Source organism: Flectobacillus sp. BAB-3569 (genome assembly GCF_002270355.1).
Lineage (GTDB): Bacteria > Bacteroidota > Bacteroidia > Cytophagales > Spirosomataceae > Flectobacillus > Flectobacillus roseus.
This window is the reverse complement of record NZ_NJFZ01000033.1, coordinates 30,988-53,545: the sequence shown is the minus strand read 5'-3', so window position 1 is coordinate 53,545 and position 22,558 is coordinate 30,988. Positions and strand designations below refer to the sequence as shown.

The 22,558-nt window shown below is 37.7% G+C and carries 18 protein-coding genes and 1 pseudogene; 6 read left to right on the top strand and 13 right to left on the bottom strand.

Annotated elements, in window-relative coordinates:
* Positions 1 to 83: 83 nt before the first annotated feature.
* Positions 84 to 1,535: a glyceraldehyde-3-phosphate dehydrogenase gene (locus tag BWI92_RS23425; RefSeq protein ID WP_095167413.1), complete on the bottom strand. Its 1,452-nt coding sequence runs from the start codon at positions 1,533 to 1,535 to the stop codon at positions 84 to 86.
* A gap of 567 nt (positions 1,536 to 2,102) precedes the next feature.
* Between BWI92_RS23425 and BWI92_RS23420 the strand changes: the two genes are divergently transcribed.
* Positions 2,103 to 3,476 (top strand): MATE family efflux transporter, encoded by a 1,374-nt coding sequence (locus BWI92_RS23420; RefSeq protein ID WP_095167411.1) that lies wholly within the window; start codon positions 2,103 to 2,105, stop codon positions 3,474 to 3,476.
* A gap of 215 nt (positions 3,477 to 3,691) precedes the next feature.
* On the opposite strand, the gene BWI92_RS23415 is transcribed toward BWI92_RS23420, so the two are convergent.
* The 5 genes and pseudogenes from BWI92_RS23415 to hemN all read right to left on the bottom strand — a co-directional run bounded on the left by BWI92_RS23415 (position 3,692) and on the right by hemN (position 9,106).
* Positions 3,692 to 4,207, bottom strand: a complete 516-nt coding sequence (locus BWI92_RS23415) for an ankyrin repeat domain-containing protein (protein ID WP_095167409.1) — start codon at positions 4,205 to 4,207, stop codon at positions 3,692 to 3,694.
* A 12-nt stretch (positions 4,208 to 4,219) separates the two neighbouring features.
* Positions 4,220 to 5,419, bottom strand: a complete 1,200-nt coding sequence (hemA, locus tag BWI92_RS23410) for a glutamyl-tRNA reductase (RefSeq protein ID WP_176464518.1) — start codon at positions 5,417 to 5,419, stop codon at positions 4,220 to 4,222.
* 313 nt (positions 5,420 to 5,732) lie between these two features.
* Positions 5,733 to 5,987: a catalase-related domain-containing protein gene (locus BWI92_RS28570; protein ID WP_304529117.1), complete on the bottom strand. Its 255-nt coding sequence runs from the start codon at positions 5,985 to 5,987 to the stop codon at positions 5,733 to 5,735.
* A 120-nt stretch (positions 5,988 to 6,107) separates the two neighbouring features.
* A pseudogene (locus tag BWI92_RS23405) lies at positions 6,108 to 7,255 on the bottom strand (catalase); the annotation flags it as partial.
* A 342-nt stretch (positions 7,256 to 7,597) separates the two neighbouring features.
* Positions 7,598 to 9,106 carry an oxygen-independent coproporphyrinogen III oxidase gene (hemN, locus tag BWI92_RS23400; RefSeq protein WP_310588951.1) on the bottom strand — a complete coding sequence of 503 codons (1,509 nt, stop codon included), beginning with the start codon at positions 9,104 to 9,106 and terminating at the stop codon, positions 7,598 to 7,600.
* Between the two features lie 212 nt (positions 9,107 to 9,318).
* On the opposite strand from hemN, the gene BWI92_RS23395 reads away from it, so the two are divergent.
* The 4 genes from BWI92_RS23395 to BWI92_RS23380 all read left to right on the top strand — a co-directional run bounded on the left by BWI92_RS23395 (position 9,319) and on the right by BWI92_RS23380 (position 12,931).
* Positions 9,319 to 9,846 (top strand): RNA methyltransferase, encoded by a 528-nt coding sequence (locus BWI92_RS23395; RefSeq protein WP_095167406.1) that lies wholly within the window; start codon positions 9,319 to 9,321, stop codon positions 9,844 to 9,846.
* A gap of 251 nt (positions 9,847 to 10,097) precedes the next feature.
* On the top strand, positions 10,098 to 10,484 hold the full coding sequence (locus BWI92_RS23390; protein WP_095167403.1) for a hypothetical protein: 387 nt from the start codon (positions 10,098 to 10,100) through the stop codon (positions 10,482 to 10,484).
* A 159-nt stretch (positions 10,485 to 10,643) separates the two neighbouring features.
* The gene (locus BWI92_RS23385; protein ID WP_095167401.1) at positions 10,644 to 11,564 is read left to right on the top strand and encodes an ABC transporter ATP-binding protein; all 921 of its coding nucleotides are present in this window, start codon (positions 10,644 to 10,646) and stop codon (positions 11,562 to 11,564) included.
* Positions 11,565 to 11,605: 41 nt separating this feature from the next.
* A complete protein-coding gene (locus tag BWI92_RS23380) occupies positions 11,606 to 12,931 on the top strand; it encodes an ABC transporter permease (protein ID WP_095167399.1) in 1,326 nt (441 codons plus the stop codon).
* Between the two features lie 342 nt (positions 12,932 to 13,273).
* On the opposite strand, the gene BWI92_RS23375 is transcribed toward BWI92_RS23380, so the two are convergent.
* The 7 genes from BWI92_RS23375 to BWI92_RS23345 all read right to left on the bottom strand — a co-directional run bounded on the left by BWI92_RS23375 (position 13,274) and on the right by BWI92_RS23345 (position 20,544).
* A complete protein-coding gene (locus BWI92_RS23375) occupies positions 13,274 to 14,035 on the bottom strand; it encodes an MBL fold metallo-hydrolase (protein WP_095167397.1) in 762 nt (253 codons plus the stop codon).
* A gap of 157 nt (positions 14,036 to 14,192) precedes the next feature.
* Entirely contained in the window at positions 14,193 to 14,564 is a 372-nt protein-coding gene (locus BWI92_RS23370) for a response regulator (protein WP_095167395.1), read from the bottom strand.
* Between the two features lie 269 nt (positions 14,565 to 14,833).
* Positions 14,834 to 16,027, bottom strand: a complete 1,194-nt coding sequence (locus tag BWI92_RS23365; RefSeq protein WP_176464517.1) for a TlpA disulfide reductase family protein — start codon at positions 16,025 to 16,027, stop codon at positions 14,834 to 14,836.
* 211 nt (positions 16,028 to 16,238) lie between these two features.
* Positions 16,239 to 16,757, bottom strand: a complete 519-nt coding sequence (locus BWI92_RS23360; RefSeq protein ID WP_095167391.1) for a DUF2911 domain-containing protein — start codon at positions 16,755 to 16,757, stop codon at positions 16,239 to 16,241.
* Between the two features lie 119 nt (positions 16,758 to 16,876).
* On the bottom strand, positions 16,877 to 17,716 hold the full coding sequence (locus BWI92_RS23355; protein WP_095167387.1) for an SdiA-regulated domain-containing protein: 840 nt from the start codon (positions 17,714 to 17,716) through the stop codon (positions 16,877 to 16,879).
* A gap of 168 nt (positions 17,717 to 17,884) precedes the next feature.
* Positions 17,885 to 18,184, bottom strand: a complete 300-nt coding sequence (locus BWI92_RS23350) for a SelT/SelW/SelH family protein (RefSeq protein WP_095167385.1) — start codon at positions 18,182 to 18,184, stop codon at positions 17,885 to 17,887.
* 128 nt (positions 18,185 to 18,312) lie between these two features.
* Positions 18,313 to 20,544: a carbohydrate binding family 9 domain-containing protein gene (locus BWI92_RS23345; protein ID WP_095167383.1), complete on the bottom strand. Its 2,232-nt coding sequence runs from the start codon at positions 20,542 to 20,544 to the stop codon at positions 18,313 to 18,315.
* A 482-nt stretch (positions 20,545 to 21,026) separates the two neighbouring features.
* Here BWI92_RS23345 and BWI92_RS23340 point away from each other — a divergent pair, with 482 nt between their 5' ends.
* The gene (locus BWI92_RS23340; protein ID WP_095167381.1) at positions 21,027 to 22,439 is read left to right on the top strand and encodes an APC family permease; all 1,413 of its coding nucleotides are present in this window, start codon (positions 21,027 to 21,029) and stop codon (positions 22,437 to 22,439) included.
* Positions 22,440 to 22,558: the final 119 nt, after the last annotated feature.

The window sequence follows — 22,558 nt, the reverse complement described above, 5'->3', positions numbered from 1 at the left end:
TGAAGGCTTTTTACTTATCTATCCCTTTTTACTTAAACAAATGATACAGGTCTCATTGTAGCAACCTAAACCATCAAACTAACTCAATAATACATTAACCTTAAAACACCAGAAATATTCTTAGCAACTTTCAAAGTTTGTCTTGTATAACCATATTCGTTGTCGTACCAAACATATAGCACAACGCTTTTCCCATCTTTTGACACAATCGTCGCTTGACTATCATATACTGAAGGACTTGGGCTTCCGATAATATCAGAAGAAACTAATTCTTCGGACATAGAGTACTGAATCTGCTCAACTAAATCTCCCTTGAGTGAAGCCTTACGAATTACTTCATTTACCTCCTCTTTTGTTACCGTGCGTCCTATTTGTAGGTTCAATACGGCCAAAGAACCATTAGGCGTTGGCACTCGAATAGCATTTCCAGTCAATTTGCCAGCTAACTCAGGAATTACTTTGGCAACTGCTTTGTCGGCACCTGTTTCGGTAATGACCAAATTTTGTGCTGCCGAACGACCTCTTCTTGATTTTGGATGATAATTATCCAACAAGTTTTGGTCATTAGTGTAAGAGTGAACCGTTTCGATATGTCCTCTTTCTATCCCTAATTCTTGATGAATAACCGACAAAATCGGAACGATGGCATTTGTGGTACATGAAGCAGCCGAAAATATATTTTCACCTTCTTCATACGCCAAATTATTGACCCCAGCTACAATATTCGGAATATCGCCTTTGCCTGGAGCTGTCAATAATACTTTGCTAACTCCTTTTGCCAGAAGGTGTTTACTCAACCCCTCTCGGTCTCGTTTTACACCCGTATTATCAATCACCAAAGCATCATCAATATCATATTGTGTATAATCAATCGACTCAGGCGAAGAGGCGTTAATCATTTGTACACGTTGTCCATTGATAATCAAGCATCTATTTTCTTCGTCAACGGCAACTGTTCCAGCAAATGGACCATAAATAGAGTCATTTCTGAGCAAATCAGCACGTTTGTAAATATCTTCTGCCGAACGGTCACGGGTTACGATGGCTCTCAAACGTAATTGTTCACCTTTTCCTGCCATACTTACCAACATACGTGCCGCCAAACGTCCGATACGTCCAAAACCATATAAAACCACATCTTTGGGCGTCAAACAAAGTCTATCTTTTCCAATAAAATCGCCCAACTTAGTTACGACAAATTGCTTGGCATTATCGTATAATACAGATTCTTGCAACCACTCACTTCCCAAACGTCCCATATCTATTCGTGATGGCGAAATCTCTATTTCATGAATAGCTTGTGCTAATTCTAATGTTACTTGTACTGTAATAGGTTGACCAATAAAATTCTGTGCGTAATCATGTAAACTTAACAAGCCCGAAGAACTCACATCAAACATTTGGTTTCTAAAAAGTAGCAATTCTACCGATTTTTCAAACCAAAGTTTACCTACCACATTTACCAATTCCAGCGCTGCTTTTTCATCTTCAATCCAATGACTCAGTTCTTGCTCATAAATAGATTCTTGTATCATGATTTACTCGTTTCAAGGTTTGTTTTGTTATAAGAAAAGATTTGTGACAAATCTTGATACAAAAGTAAGATGGCGGAATATTAATTCTAAGCGAAATTTCGCTAAATATCTATAGGTATAAATACTGAGGATTTTTCGTTCGTACCAAACTTACGCCATATCGAATAGATTGGATGTATAAAGTACTCCTGAATGTTTAATTTTTTATTAAAATCCTGCTAAATTTTATTTAAACGCCATTTTTCAAGGAAACTCTTCACTATCTTGACTTGTTTTAGGTTGTAAATCCTTTATTTCAAATCATTTAGCTGTGTAGAGAAAGACAAAATACTCTTTATTTCTCTGAAAAGATTTTTTAGAACATTCTATAAAAAGTCCTAAATCTTATTACCTTTGCAACACCAACCTCAAACAGGCTTTAAGCCGTAAATGCCCATGATTTTGTAATTTTTAGTCCCTACGTGGTACTTTATTTTCCCCTCTTATTTTCCTAGTCAAAAACTAGGCTTTTCTGCTTTATAAAAAGCTATATTATTTTACCATTATCTTATCGTATCGCAATTCTCAATGAAAAAATACATTGAACTATTCCTCGAAGCTATTCGTGGAGAAGAACAGAATTATACGCAAATGAGCATTAATCGAGCGATTTTTCTTTTATCTATTCCTATGATATTAGAAATGATTGGAGAATCCCTCTTCGCGATTGTTGATGCCTTTTTTGTATCTAAAATTAGCATAGAAGCCATCGCTACCGTTGGGTTGACCGAATCGGTACTTACCCTGATTTATTCGGTTGCTATTGGTCTTAGCTCGGCAGCTACTGCCATTGTTTCGCGCCGAACAGGCGAAGGAAACCCCGAAGCGGCCGCTCATGCCGTATCTCAGGTTATTCTTATTTCCTTGGTTTTATCGGCTCTCGTGGGAATTCCTGGGGCTATTTTTGCTGAACAAATTCTCGCACTTATGGGAGGCGAACCTCATTTGATTGAACAAGGAGCCTTGTTTACTCGCTTGATGTTTATTAGTAGTCCTTCCATCATTTTACTTTACACACTCAGCGGTGCATTGCGTGGTGCAGGAGATGCCTCTACGGCAATGCGTTCGATTATTTTGGCCAATATAATCAATATGGCACTCGATGCCCTCTTGATTATGGGATTAAAATTCGGGGTCGAAGGCGCTGCCATTGCCACTACCACAGGCAGAACCATTGGTGTTTTGTACCAATTATGGTCTTTACAAAAAGGGCAAGGCAACCTTCGCTTAGAATTGAGATTACTCAAACCAGACTGGGCTGTCCTCAAAAACTTGATTACCATTGGTTCGGGTGGTACAGGGCAGTTCTTGATTCAGTCGGCAAGCTGGATTTTCTTAACGCGTATTATCTCAAGTTTCGGAAGCGACGCCGTGGCAGGTTATACCATTGCTATCAGAATTATCGTGTTTACGATTTTGCCAGCATGGGGTATGGCGAATGCCGCCGCCACCTTGATGGGACAAAATTTAGGGGCTAATCAGCCTGACCGAGCTGAGAAATCTGTTTGGAGAACCGCTTTTTACAATATGATATTTCTATTGTTGGTAGGCTTATTGTTTTTAGGTTTTGCGGAGAACTTCATTTCAATTTTCAACAATAATCCCAAAGTCGTAGAAGTAGGTGTGTTATGTTTGCAAATCATGAGTGCGGGCTATCTCTTTTTCGGCTACGGAATGGTCATCGGACAAGCACTCAATGGTGCTGGCGATACTCGCACGCCAACGATTATGAACTTTATTTGTTTCTGGCTTATCGAAATACCTTTGGCTTATCTGATGGCACAATACTGGCATTGGGGACCACTTGGGGTATTCTTATCCATCGCCATTGCCGAATCTATTTTGGCACTGATGGGCATTTATTTCTTCAAAAAAGGTCGCTGGAGAACGATGAAGGTATAAATTGAGTGATTGTAAAAATCGAATTCCATCATTAGAGACGCAATGATTGCGTCTTGAGAGGTATCCTTCTGAAATATAGTATCAAAAAAGGGGTTGGAATTTATTTTCCGACCCCTTTTTTTGATATGTGACTCAGCCTTAGACGCAAAGTATTGTGTCTCTACTGAAGGCATACAAATTTTCACAATAATGACTCATGTGTGTTAAACTCTATTTTACTTCAAAAGCTCTGCTATTTCGGCATTTTCCTGCATCAATGCATTTTTGAGAGGGGTGTTCCCAAAACGATCTTGGAGATGCTTGTTGGCTCCTGCCTGCAATAATACTTTGACTAAAGAAAGATGCCCAAAAGTAGCTGCAAAACTCAGAGCTGTAGCGCCATTACCATTTTGAATATTAGGATTCGCCTTTTTTTCTAATAATAATTGTGCGATTTCGGTATATCCTTTAAAACTAGCTCCCATCAAGGCCGTATTGCCAGAGGTATCTGCAATATCAGGATTTGCACCTTTCTCTAATAAATATTTTACTAAATCTGTTTGTTGGTTATACACTGCCAAGATTAAGGGTGTAAAGCCTTTATGGTCTTGAGCGTCAATAGAAACCCTTTGTTTTAACAAAGATTCTACGGTTGTTTTATCGCCTTCACGACAAGCATTCCAAATAGATTGTTGTGCCTGTGCTGTATGTATGATGAGAGTGAAACACAATATAAAAAGTATATTCTTCATAGTAATAAAAGCCTAAAAGTGGTAAATATTATTGAGCTGTTGAACCGATGAAACAGATTCTGGTAAATTCATATTCTTCAGACTTACAGCTGGTGTTTTGAGCAAAGAAGCCACGATAGAATCAATAACTCCGTCTGGTAGCTCTTGCTTATGTTGTTGTAATTTTTCTTGAATGGTAGATTTATAATGTTGTTTCAGTGAAGCTAAAAACTGATTGATAGGTAATGAATCATGCCATTTCATAAATTGTGCTAACTCTTGCTCAATAATCGTTTGAACTTCGTTTACTGCTGCTTGGCTTTCGGTCTTGTTCACTTGAATTTTTTCAACCAAAGTATCAATATTGATTAACTGAACCGACTGCTTTGTTTCTTCAGATATAGAAATACTTGCTGGAACAGCTAAATCAACCAATACTTTAGGAAAAGTAGATTTACGGAAAAAGGTATCTTGAATTAAATCTTTTACGCCAATACTTGAAATAACCACATCAAAATCAGAAAAGTATTGAGGTATTTCCGAAAAAGGAAGGTAAAAGTAAGAATCTCTCGATTTAGCAAGTGCTTGGGCTTTTTCGAGAGTGCGATTGGCAATTACCACATTTTCAAAACCTTGTGAAACCAAATATTTGACCACATCTTTAGCGATTTCTCCAGCTCCCAATAACAATACTTTTGCTTGTTTACCAACGAGTCTTCTGGCGTGCTCCACTGCCAAATAACTCGTAGATTGAGAGCCTTTCAAAAAGGCGGTTTCATTACTAATTCGCTTAAATGAACGAAAAACTTGTTGAAACAAACGCTCAAATGCACCCGAAATAAGCCCCATGCTTTGACTCTGTAAATAAGCACTTTTGACTTGCTGAATAATTTGTTTGTCGCCCAAAACCATTGAATGTAATCCCGTAGCCACCTCCATCATATACTGAGCTGACTCTTGAGTAGTTTCAATAACTTTAAGCAAATGTCCACCAATCCATACATTCTTGAAAGTCAACATCTGTTCAATCATGTCTTTAGCTGAAGTAGTTTCAGACTCGAAATACAATTCAGTTCGGTTACAAGTTGACAGAAGCATCAAGGATTTGACGTCTTCATGAGCTTGAAAATTTGCCAAAAAGGTTTGCACCTCCTCCTCCGAGAACTGTAATTGTCCACGAACTGCAACATCAGCAGTTTTATATGAAAGCGATATGACTTTGATAGATGGCATGGTTTGATGGATCATTTTTATATTAGTGGTTAGGCAATAGGTATTAGCTTAAACATTCGTTGACAGTATTGTTTTACTTTTCAAAATACGCTCCTAAATCCTGCCCGATTGGGTTTGATATAAAGAAAAGCAAATCAAGAGCTATCAATAAAATGATGACTAATTCCTATTGCCTTTTGGCCTAATTAAGTAAGTAGGAAAAATTAAATTAATAGTATAACTGAGGAAAAATTTGACTATAACCTTCAGATTATGAGCACCTTCAGATAACCAATATACTGTTAACTAATAACGTTTTCCTACTTACTGTAACTTATTTTCTAAACAACGCTTCAACTTCCTCACGGCTAAAGTTGAGAGCTTTAGCCAAACGAGTACCGTAATCAGCATCAGCTAGGTAGAAATAGCCAACCATTTTGCGAGCTACATCTTTGTTTTTGACAGCCGCCAAATCACCAGATAAGTTTTTAATCAAACTTGCTTTATCTGTTTCGGACAAAGAGCGGTAAAAATCACCTGCTTGCTTAAAATCATTAGGCTTTGTGATTTTTTGCTGAACTGTAGTCACATTGGTAAACTTCGAAACTGAGTATTTATATTGTGCATTGTCAGTTAAAGCATCAGCCGCAACACTTGGTTGATAGTTTACATCAGAAGTTTTGTGGCGATTGCTAAAAGCACCGTCTTGGTTGTATGTATTCACAGCCGCTTTTGGTGCATTAATAGGAAGCTGTTGAAAATTGCCTCCGATGCGGTGACGTTGCGTATCGGTGTAAGAAAATAAGCGACCTTGCAAAAGTTTGTCTTCAGATGGCTCTATGCCTGGCACCAAATTGGCAGGCGCAAAAGCAGACTGCTCAACTTCTTCAAAGAAATTATCAGGTACACGGTTTAAAGTCATTTTACCAACCTTTGTCAACGGAGCAATTGACTCTGGCCAAACTTTTGTAACATCTAGTGGATTAAAATCGAATTTATCTAAATCTTCTGGCTTTAAGATTTGTACAAATAAATCCCAAGAAGGGAAGTTTCCTTTTTTAATATTATCGTATAAATCTACCGTAGCATGCTGGAAATCTTGGGCTTGTACTTTGGCAGCTTCATCAGCAGTAAGGTTTTTCACACCCTGATTCGTTTTCCAAGTATACTTTACATAACTCACTTCGCCAGCCTCGTTTACCCACTTGAAAGCATGAACACTGGACCCATCCATTTGACGATAATTAGCAGGGATACCAAAGTCCGAATACACACGTGTCAACATGTGCGTACCTTCTGGAATATGTGAGAAGAAATCAAACACACGGTTGGGGTCTTGCTTATTGTAAATAGGCGACGGTTTGAATGCGTGCACCATATCTGGAAACTTGATGGCATCGCGAATAAAAAATACAGGAAGGTTATTACCAACGATATCATAATTGCCTTGCTCGGTATAAAACTTAGTAGCAAAACCACGTGGGTCACGCAAGGTTTCTGGTGAACCATTTCCATGAACTACGGTAGAAAAACGAACAAAAACTGGTGTTTTTTACCTTTAGCCGCAAACAAAGCCGCTTTGGTATATTTTGAAAATTCGCCTTCTGAGACAAATTCACCATAAGCCCCAGCGCCACGTGCATGTACCACACGCTCAGGAATACGCTCACGGTCGAACGAGGCTAGTTTTTCAATCAAATGGATATCTTCTAGCAACACTTGTCCATTTTGACCGATTGTTTTAGAGTTTTGATTATCTCCAACAGGAGAACCATTGTTAGTAGTTAGGGGAGTTTGGGCAACTGCTACAGTCGATGATAATAGCGCCAGAGCAGCAATTTTTATGGATTTATTCATGTGTTTGTTAATAACTGTTGTGTTATGTTTACATGACAAAATTGCTGATGCGAGAATTATAAATCAAATTGATATTTTATATATAATTATAAATTTAAACTATAATTTATTTTTAAACTATAGTTATAGCTTATATTACAAGGACTTAGAGAGGCACAGAGGAAAAAAGGCACAAAGGCACAAAGTGGAGATTTTATTCACTTTGTGCCTTTGTACCTGTTCACTCTACCCCCTATTTTGCCTTTGTGCCCATTCTCTCTACTCCCTCTCTCTTTGCCTCTTTGCCTAACCCCTATCCCCTCTTCCACTTTGTGCCTTTGTGTCTGTTCCCTTTGTCCCTCCTCATATCGTCTGCGAAAAAAGTCTGTGCTGGGGATTTTCTCTAATCATGCGCATATCAAATGCCATACAGATATTACGGATAAAGGTTTTACCAGCTTCCAAAACCTCTACGCCGTTGTCGTGTAAAACAATTAAATCGTCTTCTATAAATGGTTGAAGTCTTTCGAAAAGCGCTTCTTTTTCTTCAAAAGTCCAAGTATCGGTATCCCAAGATGTTTTGAAACGGCAAATCAAATTGAGGATTTGCTCACGAATTTTGAGGTCTTCTTGGTTCAAAATATGCCCACGGTGAAGCGGTAGTTTATTTTGATTGATGCTATCCATGTAGGTCTCAATTTCTTTTACATTTTGAGCAAAAGCTGTCCATGAATCACTGATAGAAGATACTCCCAAACCAATCATCACTTTGGTCTGCGTGGTGGTATAACCCATAAAATTACGGTTGAGCGTACCATTTTGTCGAGCTACATACATCGAATCACTAGACAATGCAAAGTGGTCCATACCTATTTCAAAATAACCATTTGCCTCCAACATCGCTCTACCCTTTTCATATAACTGACGTTTCAAGGCAGGACTTGGGAGGTCTTCATCCTTAAATCCTCTTTGACCATTGCCTTTAATCCAAGGCACATGCGCATACGAGTAAAACGCAATACGGTCGGGCTTAAGCGCAATTGTTTTTTGAATGGTATCCTCAATACTGGCTAAAGTCTGGAAGGGTAATCCAAATACCAAATCATGGCTGATAGAGGAATATCCTAATTTTCGGCTCAATTCTGTCACTTGTTTTACCTGTTCAAAAGGCTGAAAACGGTGAATTGCCGTTTGAACTCGCAAGTCATAATCTTGCACGCCGTAACTTACACGCGTAAAACCTAATTGATGCAATACCTCCAAATGTTCGGCTGTGGTATTGCCTGGGTGTCCTTCAAAACCAAATTCTATTTCATCTGCTAATGTAGCTTTTGCTAAAATGCCTTTTACCAAACGAGCAAGATTGTTTGGTTTGAAAAAACTTGGTGTACCACCTCCAAAGTGTATTTCGGCGATTCGTGGAGTTTCGGATAATAAAGCGGTGTACATATCCCATTCCTTCAAAAGGGCGTCGATATAGGGTTCTTCTACCGAGTGGTTTTTAGTGATACGTTTATTACAACCACAAAAAGTACAAAGGCTTTCGCAATATGGCAGGTGAATATAAAGACTGATTCCTTGATGATTGCTTTCGGCAAAACTTTTTTGCAAGCTTTCTATCCAAGCTTTTTCTGTAAACTGTTCTACCTTCCAGAACGGAACCGTAGGATAACTTGTGTAGCGTGGACCAGGAACATTATATTTTTGGATAAGACTAATCGTTGTCATAATATTGATTACATGATTTTCTCTCAAAACTAAAATGAATCGAAAGTCTTCAGAATGATTTTTATCATATGCAAAACTGATTAGGATAACCAAGCCCAAGCAAGCAACTCCTTTAGCTTGAATATATCTTTGCTTGAAGTTCAAAAATCTTTGGTTTTCATATCCTTGTCGTAACTTTGCTTTTACAACGAAACAGATACATGGCTGGTTGATTTTTATAAGAGAAAGAAGATGAATTGTTGTTGCACAATCGGACGCAAAATTTAAGCTAACTTCTCACTTTGCGCCTATGTGCTTTTTCACTTAATCCCTTTTAAAAATTTACGAACCAGCAATAATATTTTAAATCGAAAAAAATGCGTAAATTATCCATGGATGAGCTCAATCGCTTGTCTGCCGAAGAGTTTAGAGCTATCGAAAAATTGCCTTATATTTTGATTTTGGATGATATCAGAAGTATGAACAACGTAGGTTCTGTGTTTAGAACAGCCGATGCTTTCAAAGCTGAAAAAATCTATCTATGCGGTATTACAGCAACACCTCCTCATAGAGAAATCCAGAAAACAGCGCTTGGTGCCGACGAAACCGTTGATTGGGAACACGCTCCAGATGTGGTTGAGTTAATCGAAAAGTTACAAGCAGAGGGCTATACAGTCATTGCCATTGAACAAGTAGAAGGTAGTACCTCCTTGTTAGATTTTCAGCCGAAAAAGACCGAAAAATATGCTTTTATCTTCGGAAATGAGGTTTTTGGTGTGAACGAAACAGCCGTAAAAAATGCGAATTATTGTTTAGAGATTCCTCAATATGGGACTAAACATTCCTTAAACATTTCGGTAACAGCAGGCATTATTTGTTGGCATTATGTAGCAGGAATTCAATAAGTGTAGAGTTCAGAATGTTGATTTTTGAGTTTTTTACAAAATATCTACAAACGTTTATTAAAACAGATTTTGTAAATACCTTTCTTGCCAAAACCCTCTATTGTTCAATAATTTCCAAGAAATATAATATTTTAATGTTAAATTTTGAGCCCAAAGTGAAAACTTAATACAAATTACTTTTTTCGCTTTGGGCATTTTCATACTTTCGATTTATTAATAATTATTTAACAATATCTTAATATTAACCTGTCATGAAATCTGATAAAAAGCAACTCGTTGACGAAATATCGGCTTTGATTTTGTCTAACCTCAAAGGCCTTAATGAAAAAAGTGCTAAGAAATTAGTAAAAACTGTAGACAAGGCTTCTGAAGAAATCGCTAAGAAATATGCGAAACTTCAAAAAGATGAAGAAGAAGCCAAAGAAAAAGCTGAGAAAAAAGCAGCAGAAAAAATTAAAGAACAATCTAAAAAAGTAGCAAAAGCTAAAGCTAAAGAAGCAGAAAAAGCAGCATTTGATGCAAAAATCGCTCTTGTTACAGGCTCAGAAGCAACTGAAGCTCCTGCCAAAAAATCTTCTAGCAAAAAATCATCAACTCCAGCCGTAGAAGAAGCTCTATCTTCAGAATCAGCAGAATAATACTGAAACAAATACCTTTTATCACAGGAATCGAAGAGTTTGTCAAAAAGAATTACGACTTTTGACAAACTCTTTTTCTTTTGTATCCTAATAGGGATAACGATAAAAGAAAATTTCGTTCAAACCTACATTTATTCCAAAACTAAACCCTCCTAGCTTATGTCAATTATACTTGAAGCGCAAAATGTAGTTAAGCGTTATGCTGGACATACTGCTCTCAGTGGCGTTTCGATTCAGGTACCTCAAGGTTCAATCTTTGGTCTATTGGGTCCTAATGGCGCTGGCAAAACTTCTCTTATTCGAATTATCAATCAAATTACTGGTCCAGATGAAGGTCAAATTATCTTGGACGGTGAAAGACTCCAACCCAAACATATCGAAGTAATTGGCTATCTTCCAGAAGAACGTGGTCTTTACAAAAAGATGAAAGTAGGCGAGCAACTTTTGTACCTTGCCCAACTTAAAGGTATGCCTAAAGCTGAGGCGGTTGAAAAACTCAAAGCTTGGTTTATCAAATTCGATATTAAAGGTTGGTGGGACAAAAACGTTGAGGATTTGTCGAAAGGTATGCAACAAAAAACGCAGTTTATTGCTACCATTGTTCACGAGCCAAAACTGGTTATCCTTGACGAGCCGTTCTCAGGCTTCGACCCTATCAATGCTAATTTGCTAAAAGATGAGATTTTGGCTTTGAAAGAAAAAGGAACTACCATCATTTTTTCAACGCACCGTATGGAGTCTGTCGAGGAACTATGCGACAATATTGCTTTGATCAACAAATCTAAAGTGGTATTGAGTGGCGAAAAGAAAGAGGTAAAAAATCGTTTTAGAGACAATACCTTCAACCTTGAATATTCGGGAGCGCTTGCTCCTATTGAAGGAGTTTTTGAGATTCTTAGCGCCAAAAATGTAGAAGGTATTACCAAAGCAAAAGTGCGCTTATTGGATGGCACCAATGCCAATCAATTTCTTGGTCAAGCGATTCAGCAAGTAGACTTAAAAGCTTTCAACGAAAATATTCCTTCTTTTAACGAAATATTCATCAAAGTTGTGGGCGAAGATGCCAATACCATTTTATAGTCCATCAGTTATACCTACAACAATTTTAAACCTCAACTATCATGAATAAGATTTTACTCATCATACAACGGGAATATATTACCAGAGTAAAGAAAAAATCGTTCTGGATTGCCTCGATTTTGGTTCCTTTTCTGATCGCAGCAGTATATACTATTCCAGTATTGTTATTTGTCAACTCTGATGATTCCAGAAACGTTATCGTATTGGACGACAGCAAATTGTTCAAAGGCAAGCTTAATTCGGAGGGCGATTATACTTATATCTACAGTGAAAAAACCTTGGAGGAAGCCAAAAAGGATTTGAAAAAAAGCAATGATGATATTGTTGTTCATATCGAAAAAGATATTTTGATGAATCCTAAAGGTGTACAAATTCTTGGTAAAAAAACCGTTGGAATTGGCACACAGCATGCCATTCAGGGCAAAATTCAGAATGAGCTAAGAAATATCAAGCTCAAAAATGCAGGGATTGACCTAAAAGTCCTTGAAGACAACAAAATCAATGTCGATGCTCAAACTTATACACTCAATGAAGATGGCGGCGAAAAATCGAGTAATTCGGGTGGTGCTATGATTTTGGGAGGTATCTTTGGATTCCTTCTTTATCTCTCTGCCTTCTTGTATGGTTCGCAGGTAATGAATGGCGTTATTGAAGAAAAAAGCAACCGTATCATCGAGGTGGTAGTATCTTCGGTAAGACCATTCCAATTAATGCTTGGCAAAATCATCGGTGTCGGTATGGTTGGTCTTACGCAGTTTTTGCTGTGGGGAGTTTTGACCTTCACGGCTTCAACGGTTACCTCTTCCATCATGTCGGGTAAAATTGAGGAGAAAGTACAAGCCAAAGTAAAAGCAGGTCTTAGCAAAGACGAAATCAAGAAGTTTGAAGCAAGCGTAAAATCTGAAAATCCATTGAATAGTATCAGCGATGCTATCGAAAATGTATCTTTAGGAAAAATGATTTTCTGCTTCATCCTCTACTACTTAGGAGGCTATTTATTGTATAGCTCGCTATTTGCGGCAATCGGTTCGGCCGTCGAAAGCCCGTCCGAAGCGCAACAATTTATGTTTCCGGTTACGATTCCTATCATTTTATCTTTTATATTAGCACAATTTATTTTACAAAAGCCCGACAGTCCTATTGCCTTCTGGGCTTCTATCATTCCACTAACTTCCCCAATCGACATGATGGTGCGTTTACCATTCGGTGTGTCAAACTGGGAAATAGCCTTATCACTAACACTCTTAATACTTGGATTTATTGGAACCACTTGGCTCGCTGGTAAGGTGTACCGTGTAGGTATCTTGATGTATGGTAAAAAACCAAGTTGGAAAGAAATCACAAAATGGGTGTTTTACAAGGGATAATTGTAATAGCTTGAGGTCGAGAATATCCCCATGAACAACAAGAGTTGTTCTATTCAATTGCCAATTTTAGTTTGTTAATAACTGTAAATCCTACTGCCTTTGGCGGTAGGATTTCTTTTTGAGCCATCATTTCGGAATAAAAAAAGCCCTTCACAAGGAAGAGCTTTGAGTAATTTCTTACAATAAATTATTGGTTGCATTTTAGAAGGTCTATATCACAATTAAACCATTCTGTATCGCTATCAAATTAGTTTGTTAACAACTGTAAAATCAGTCATTAACAAAAGTTAAGCAATTTCTTTGGATTATCAAATGGTGTTCCGATATTTTAACTTTCTGAGTTTACAGAACAAGAGATAACCCATCATAAGCCAATCGAATATTAGTAGGCAATTCTTCTTCTACATCAGAGTGCATACCCATTTGGTGACTGATATGCGTAATATAACCCATCTCTGGTTTTACTTTTTCAAAAACCTCAATAGCTTCAGATAATGAAAAATGTGAAAGATGTTTTTCTCTACGAAGGGCACCCAATACCAGTACCTTCACGCCTTTAACTTTCGCCAATTCATGTGCTGAAATATAATTGACGTCGGTAATGTAGGCAAAATCACCAATGCGATAGCCAAAAACGGGAAGTTTGTAATGTAATACCTCGATGGGTAAAAAATTCACACCTTCTATTTCAAAAGGTTGATTTTCGATGGGACACAAATTAATTTGAGGAATACCGGGATAGCGTATTTCGGCAAAAGCGTAAGCAAACTCTCTTTTGATTTGTTCCAATACCTGCTCACGACCGTAGACTGGCATATCTCTTTTTTGGAAAAAATTATATGCCCGCACGTCATCGAGTCCGGCGGTATGGTCTTTGTGCTCATGCGTAAAAATCACGGCATCGAGCTTATGGATACGTTCCCTTAACATCTGCTGACGAAAATCCGGTCCAGCATCAATCACAAAACTTTTTCCATCAACCTCAATATGGATCGCAGTGCGAAGACGTTTATCACGATAGTCCAATGATTGACACACTTCACAATTGCAGGCTATGACCGGAACGCCCTGTGAGGTACCTGTACCAAGAAAGGTAATTTTCATGTAGAATAGCGTTGGGAAGTTGGCAAAACCAACCCGTATCAAACAAAAATACCAAAGGACTAGTCAAGAAAACCAATCCTTTGGGACATCTTTTTATCAGAACATTTTAGGTAAATAATGACAAAACCGAGGTTTTGTTTATTTACAAAAACTGGTATTATTTCTCTGTAAGAGCCTTCACTTGAGCTACTAGCGCGTCGAAGTTTAATGGCTTAGCCAACATATCGTTGAATCCCGCAGATTTAAAGTCATCCATCGTATAATTACGAGCATTTCCTGTAATCGCGATAATTGGGATATTGGCTTTTTCAGCATCTGCCAACCCACGTACAGCTCTGGCACAGTCCATTCCGTCCATAACTGGCATGTTGATGTCTAGCAATAAAATATCAAAATCTTCTTTTTCCATTGCATCTAATACCTGTTGGCCATTTTTCACAGAATGGATTTCAAAGTTTTGGAATTCCAAAATCTTCTTAGCAAGGTTTTGAATGACTGAGCTATCTTCAGCGATGAGGACTTTCTTCATATTTTTATGATAAATATTTGATTATTTTCGGGGTAAAGATATTACGACTTCAAAATTGAAATTTTACTCCTTTTGTCTATAAAAGACTTAATTTATGTAAAAATACTTATTATTATGCAACTCTCTATCAATTTTTGAGACAAATTATCTTGAATTAAATGCAATTTGCTACACCATTTAAGAGAATTTAGCTGCTTTTGAATACTTCTTTTTGTGGTAAAGATTTATCCAAATGTTGACCAATTTAATAAAGATTTAGGAACTTTCCGTTATGGTGCGTCCTTAGTTATCTTTTTTTCTTCGTATAAAATCAAACAGTTCAAATCTACTGTTCGCTCAGTTCCTTTCAATCCCAAGGTTTTCAGCTTATTAGGTACCACATCGTTGTAGTTTTGAAACCAGTCCAAATCTATCAGCGTAGTATCAGGAAGTCCTGTTTGGTTTAATACTGCCAAATTATTGACTAAGTGGGGGTTACTTTCCAAATAGCTCACTAAATCTTTGATTGTAAGTCCTTTCTGAATAATTCCCGTGCTATCACTAGTACTTACAACAACGCTCGAATCTGCTTTTTCCAAAACGAAAACCATTTGATTTCTTGACTCAAATTTTGCCTTGAGTGGAAACAATTGCGCAAGTTGGTTCAAAGCTAACTCAGGAACGTTTTTATCCATGCTCTCTGGTATATGAACTGTCAAACAATATTGATTATTGGGGTCAGAAGCGTATTTGTTTTCGTCAGGCACTTCTAATTTAACCCTACTTTCTTTTTGATCGTATAGTATCTGATACATCAAAGGCAAGGTACAATTGGTAAATACCCAATGCTTTTCGGATTCTTTGATAAATTCGGTGGATTTCCCTTCAGCGTATGGACTCAAACTGATGCGTAACTCGTTGGCATCGGGTGTATTTTTAATATTTGAAAAAACGGTAGCAACCTTGTTTAAATTCGTATTACTTGTAGCAGAAGCAATCGAGTTGGTATTTTGAAACTCCTGTTTCATTACTATCTCCACTTTTTGATTACGAATCAACTTTCCCACGATTTCAGCATCGATTTCATCAGGAGCAGTAAATGCTTTTACGATACCATTTTTATCTATTACAACTGTATGCGGAATAAAATGGTGAAAAAAGAGTTCGTTGAGTTTATGCCCCCAGTCCATCCCAAAAAGGACATTATGAATATTGCGTTTGGCAATAAAAGCATCTACCTTATCACGGTTTTCGTCCGAAATAGCTATAATTTCGACAGCATTGCCATATTGTTTTTTGATTCGTTCAAAATGACTCAAAGAAGGGATACAAGGAGCACAATAGGTAGCCCAAAACTCCAGAATAACAACTTTTCCACGAAGTTCATGAAGGTTGATTACTTTCTCATTTCCTGTCGGAGTAATGACAGATACCCCAAAGTCGGGGCAAACTTTGCCAATAGTTGGAGGATCCACTTGCGACATAAAAGTTTGCGCAAAAGCGGACGTTGAAAGAAAAAGGAAATATAAAATAAAGGCTATATAACGCATAACAAATCTACAAGTCGTAGTTAGGTTATTCAAAATTACAGTAAAGCGTAGAATATTGAAAATATTTTTGGGTATAGCCTATAAAAACAAAGTCTTTTGCCAAACAGACAAAAGACTTTGCTTATCTCTCAAGATACTTGATTTCTTATTTTACGTTAAAAGCTACTGCAGCTTTATCCCAAGCCAAAGTTACTTTTCCTGAGTTTTCAGCAGTAATTGTGAATTTCTCTGTCATAGCACCTGCTTTTGCTGGTACTGTTACACGCAAAGCATCGTCTGACTCTTTGTAGTCATACGCACCCCATTGGTTTGATTTTTTGTTGAAAATAATCACCCATTCTTTTTCACCAGGGATAGAGAACAATGCGTATTTACCTGCTTTCAGTGCTTTTCCTTCAACTGTTACGTCTTTCGAAACTTCAAAAACAGTAGCTTCGTTTGCACCTGTACGCCATACTTTGCCATAAGGAGCCAAGTCACCAGCCCATACGTTACGACCTTTTACCGATGGTTGGCTATAGTCGATTTTGATTGTAGCGCCGTTTACTGTAGCTGTAGCAGTTGCTGGAGGTGATGGTCTTTTAGCTTTGTCACCTGCGCCATGTTGTGCTTTACCTACAAAAGCAATAAGAGTTAATAAGGATAAGAAAAGTAATTTTTTCATTTTGGAAAATGGTTTTGATTGAAAGTACAATATGCTATTTCATTTAAGGTATTAACGAAATTTGCGTCGAAAGTTCTTTAAAAACTTACTGAGTTTTTGATTTTTTCCCTGAACAACACCTATTTCACGCTTTTCGGAGAAAATTGTAAGATATAACCCGACTTCCCATTTCCTTCCGACGAAATAAATAACTCACCCTGAGGCGTAAAGCATATTCCTTCTGGTTGTGTGTATAAGCTTGGGTCTAAATCTACAATGGCTTTTTTGTGACCATCTTCGGCCAACACCAGCAGTTTTTTGCCTTGTGAGGCTATGATGTACATATCACCCGTCAAAGGATGAATGGCAATCCCTGAAGGACGAAATTCTTTGCCACCTTTATCGGTTTTTACTTGAGCTTCGGGGATACCAATGTATTTGAACAAAGATTGATTGTTGAGATTATAGGCATAAATCATCTTTACATCGTCTTTGTCTTTGCTTCTTTGCTTGGCAGCCAATAACAAATAATTCTTTTTAGGATCATAGCTCAAACCTTCGTATTCTTTGACGTCTTTGTGCGAACAATCGAGGTCTCTTTCAAACGGTTCTTCTATTTTAAAACTATGGATTTTACCATTGCTTTTCATGACAAATATTTCGTCGCCTACAACCTCTACACCCTCATAGTCTCCCGACTTACCAAAATCGACTTTTTTGACAATTTCTTTTTTGACAAAATCATAAATGAATAGCGTTCCTTCTTCGTCGTTGACACAAGCCAATTGGTTTTTCTTATAAAAGGACAAACCCGAAATTTCGTCGAGTGCTCTAGGTAATAGATACTTTTGTACAGGTTTGTTTAAGTTGTAGGGAATACTTTCACCTTTAACCTCTTCTTTTTCCTCTTTATCTGCTTTTTTGGCTGAACAAGCCACTAAGAGACCAAGTGCGCAAAATCCCAAAACAAGTTTTTTCATGGAAGTTTCTTTATAAGTGATGAATTATTGGATTGCGGGTTTCGGATGTTGAATTTCGGAATTACAAACTACTTTCTTATTTTCAGAAACTGTATTTCAAGCATTTCTGAAATCCGCAATCCCAAATCAGCAATTGCTAACGTTCTTCTGACAGAACCATTATTTACTTTAGCTTTTATTTTTATCCGAATGCCCAAGGCTTTTTTCTGGACAAACTTTATCGCGCACCAGTTGCTTTAATTCTTTGATTTCGGGAAAACGTCCTTCTCTTTTTCGGTCAAAAAGAATTTCATCTTCGACCATAATAGTAAATCGCCCTGCAATTTCGGAAGGGATAAGCGCCACTTCGCCCAAATCCTCCTCAAAGGTAGTCAGTAACTCCTGAGCCATCCAAGCCGAACGCATCAACCAGTTGCATTTCGGACAATACTCTATCGACAAACGAGGTTTTGTTCGGATTGTTGTCATTTTAGTTTTTAATAGGGATCAGGCATAAGGCACAGAGGCACAAAGGGAATTGTTTTCTGTCCTTGGTTATAACTATACACTTTTCACTTACCCCTGTTGCCTTTGTGCCTTTGTGCCTGTTGCAGGCATCACACATTCCACCAATACGTCATTTTCAAAACAATTGCTCGGTCTTTGATACCGAACGAATTAGGCACATAGTTGTCGGTATATACCAAGAAAATATCCGATGCTGGTTTATATCGCCATTGAATACGGGTATTGAGGTTTACATTTTTTTGCTGTTCGTTGTATTGAAAATACGTTGTCCAATACAAATTATTAGTAAACGTAATATCTACCTTTGAACGAATCAAGAAAAACTTCGCTGACTGTTTAGATATAATATCATTGGCACTATTTGCTACAGATACATTGCGAATATCGTTATAATCTGCTCCTACCGAAAAGCTCACGTACGGTTGAAAACGATACCCAACCAAGCCCGTAATACCCACACGTGTACCATCGCCATAATAACCGCCCACACGCGTAGATAGCGTATAAGTCAACAGACGCTTAGACGTTGACACATAATCAAATCCTGCCGAATGCCACGAGTGTTCACTTTGATTGGCGACGTAATACTCAGAGGTATAAGGATTTAATGGATTAAATTTGAATTGTAACTTTACATAATCTTTAGCAGTCCAGAGGGTTAAAGCACTTCTATTTTTCATCTGAATACCATAAGCAAATATATTGGTATAGTCTGTCAACTTACTACTGGTATTCCAGTAATTGACAGATTCTACAGTCGGGCCATGAACAAATACCTTACTTGTAGGACTTTTTGGATATAGTAAGTAGGTCAAAGCTGGGTCTATTTTGAAATAACCCACACGAGGTACATATCCTACTTCGGCATTGTAGTTTTTGCCTACGTATTCATGTTGCCATTGTATCACCCAGTGTGTGCCGTTATGCGAGAGGCTAGTTGCTTGCACGAAGTCATCACCCGAAGTTGTATTCGTGATGCTAGTAGCTTTTGGCGTAAATGATTTTAGCACCAAAAACTTACCTGTCCACAAATTACTGGCAGAAGCTAGATTATATTCAAAACCAAGGTTACGGTTGTATTTGGTATATCCTACATTTTTATTTTCGTCAAAATTGAGCGCTTCTTTATTCAAAAACATCAAACCAATATTTGACCTTGAAAATATTTTTTGTTGAAGAACCAAGGTCGAAAAGTTTTGTGTAGGTTTTCCCAACGCACTATTAGGGTCGGTTTGCATATTCATCAAACCAATACGCAAGTTATTATTGAGTTTTCCACTCAAACGAGCCCCAAATTGAATCGGTGAACCTAAACCTATCCTTCTGGAGAAAAATGGACGAATAGATTTGAAACCAAAATTGTTAAACAAGTCAGAATTTTCTAAGAAAAACTGTCTTCTTTCAGGAAAAAACAACTCAAAACGATCTAGATTTGTTACTTGCTGGTCGACATCTACCTGTGAGAAATCAGGGTTTACCGTCAAGTCTAAATTCAGTGCCGAAGATACTGCGATTTTGGCATCTACTCCAACGTCTTTTCTGATCGTCGCATCAGTTCCCTTGGCGTAGTCTTTGTTTACACCCGTCAAGGCATACGGAATAATCGAGAAATTGTTTTTGGGCGTTGGTGGTGGAGTATCCCATACCAATGAACCTGTATACGCCAAAGTAATACTAAAGAACTGCTTAGGAATACGAGCCCAACACGATTTTTCATTAGATTTTAAATCCAAACGACTAAAGTTCATTCCCCAACGCGTTTCGCCAGCTTTGTAACGAAGTGTTTTGAAAGGAATCGCGGCTTCCATTACCCAATGGTCACCCATATATTTGGTTGATGAATACCATTTATTATCCCAGTTGGCATTGAGATTGGTTCCTTCCGAAATAATCCCGTCAAATTGTGCTCCAGCCGCATTTGTACCAAACACAAACCCATTTGTAAGGTCATTGAAAGGCTCTAAAATCAACCAGAGGTTGTCGTTATTTCCAAAGCTAAAATCTCGCTTTAGGGACTCTACGATATAGGATTTGTTTTTGATGGATTCGTGGCAAATAGCGGCCACGTACAAAAAATTCTCGTCGTAAGTAAAACGAAATTCAGTTTTGCCTTTTGCTTTTGCGGTATCGGTAGGCGTAATCATCCAAAAATCTCCACCTAACTCAGTATCTTTCCAAGCAGGGTCTTCAAGGTTACCATCAATATTGATTTTCCCTGTTGCAGGCTTGATATGATATTGAGTAGACTCGTTGATTTTTTGGGCTTGTGCCGATAAAATGTTGATGAAAAGAATAGTAAGAAGTAGTAACGTTTTCTTCACAGTTTAGCTGTTGTTAAATGTTAAGGTAATCTAGCAAAGGTAAAATAATTACTCAGAAATCTACGATACATGTGTGATGCTCTATGAGGGAATTACTCATAGGATAAGTACTTAAAGCTCGAATGAAAAACATTTAAATAAACACTTTTCCAAATATAATTCTTCACTTATCCATCATTTAATCAGTAGTAATACATAGTAAACGCCTCAAAATTAAGCCAGCTTTTTCGAATCACCTCCACAATTTCAAGATTGTTTTTACCTTTCAATCATTTAATGACAAATGTCTCTTGGTTTTTCTCTAGCAAAGCACTTACCAAAGTAGCTCGTATTCTATAGAATTTGGAACTAAAAGGCTTATTGACTAATTTGTATAAACTTGTTCTTTGGAAAACGGGCAGAAGTATCCTTTTTTGAAGAATCAAAAAATCTTTTTTCACTAAAAACAAAATCTTATCCTCTTAATACCCCAAAACCACACTATGCAAAACCCCTCCGATAATCAAGGAAAATTAGTACGTTCTATTGGACTCACCTCCGCTATTGTACTCGTAATCAGTTCTGTAATCGGCACTGGAGTATTCAAAAAAATTGCCCCTATGTCGGCCGAACTACAGTCGCCAGGACTTGTCCTTACCGCATGGTTGGTTGCGGGATTAATTAGCTTAGCAGGTACGCTCAGCAATGCCGAAGTAGCAAGTATGTTGGCAGATTCGGGAGGAGATTTTGTGTACTATCGTAAAATTTACAATCGCTTTTTTGCTTTTCTTTTCGGCTGGACCAACTTTGCTGTGATTCGTACAGCCTCCATTGCGTCCATTGCTTATGTGTTTGCACAATCTTTGAATAGCTTAGTTCCTATTCCTAACTCGTCGCCCGAAATGAGCGAAATGAGTTTTTTAGGACTGCATTTTCTGGATAATTTAGGCATCAAGTTTATCGCCATTGCCCTAATCATATTTCTAACCTATTTTAATACCAAAGGCTTAAAGTTGGGCGAAAAACTCAGTAATACTCTCGTGACGCTGATGATTATCGTTATGATTGGCATTATCATTTTAGGTTTTACTTCGAGTGTAGGCAACTGGGAATATCTCAAACAAAATAGCGTCAAATTCAATCCAGAAGAAATGCAAGGCGGTACCTTGTTCAAAGCCTTGGCATTGGCATGTTTGAGTGCATTTTGGGGGTATGAAGGCTGGAATAGTGTGGGCTATATTGGTGGCGAAATCAAAAATCCACAAAGGAATCTTCCCTTGGCACTGACCATTGGGATGATTATCATTATTGCAATGTATATGATGATGAATTTTGTGTACCTCTATATTTTACCAATTGACGAGTTTATCAAAATTCACGAGACCAAAAACGGCATTGGTGCTGTGGCGGTGGTTACGCATTTTCTTGGCTCATGGGGAGGCGTCTTGATTTCGTGTTTAATTTTGGTAACTACCTTCAATTGTACGAGTAGCACAATTTTGTTGGCTTCGCGTCTTTTTTATGCCATGGCACACGAAAAAATGTTCTTCAAACAAGTGGACTATATTCATCCAAAATACAATACTCCATCAAAAGCCTTGACATTACAAGCAGTTTGGGCATCGCTATTGGTACTTTCGGGCACTTTCGACCAACTGACAGATATGTTGATTTTTGCCGCCTTTATTTTTTATGGCGCTACAACATTTGGGGTTTTTATTTTACGTAAAAAAATGCCAGATGCTCCACGTCCATACAAAGTAATCGCCTATCCATTTGTCCCTGCGATTTTTATACTTTTTTGTATTGTTCTGTTGGTAAATACCTTGATGGAGCGCCCAAGCGAAGCCTTAATCGGTCTAGGACTTATGGCAACTGGTCTGCCTTTTTATTTTTACTGGAAAAAGGGAAGTTAATTTGAAGATTTGGAAATTTGAAGATTTGGGAATGGAATTAATGATGGGATAGTTTGAAAGAGTTGCCGCGATCAAAATGGCAACCGCAAGGATTGCGACTACAATAATTTTATTTCAAT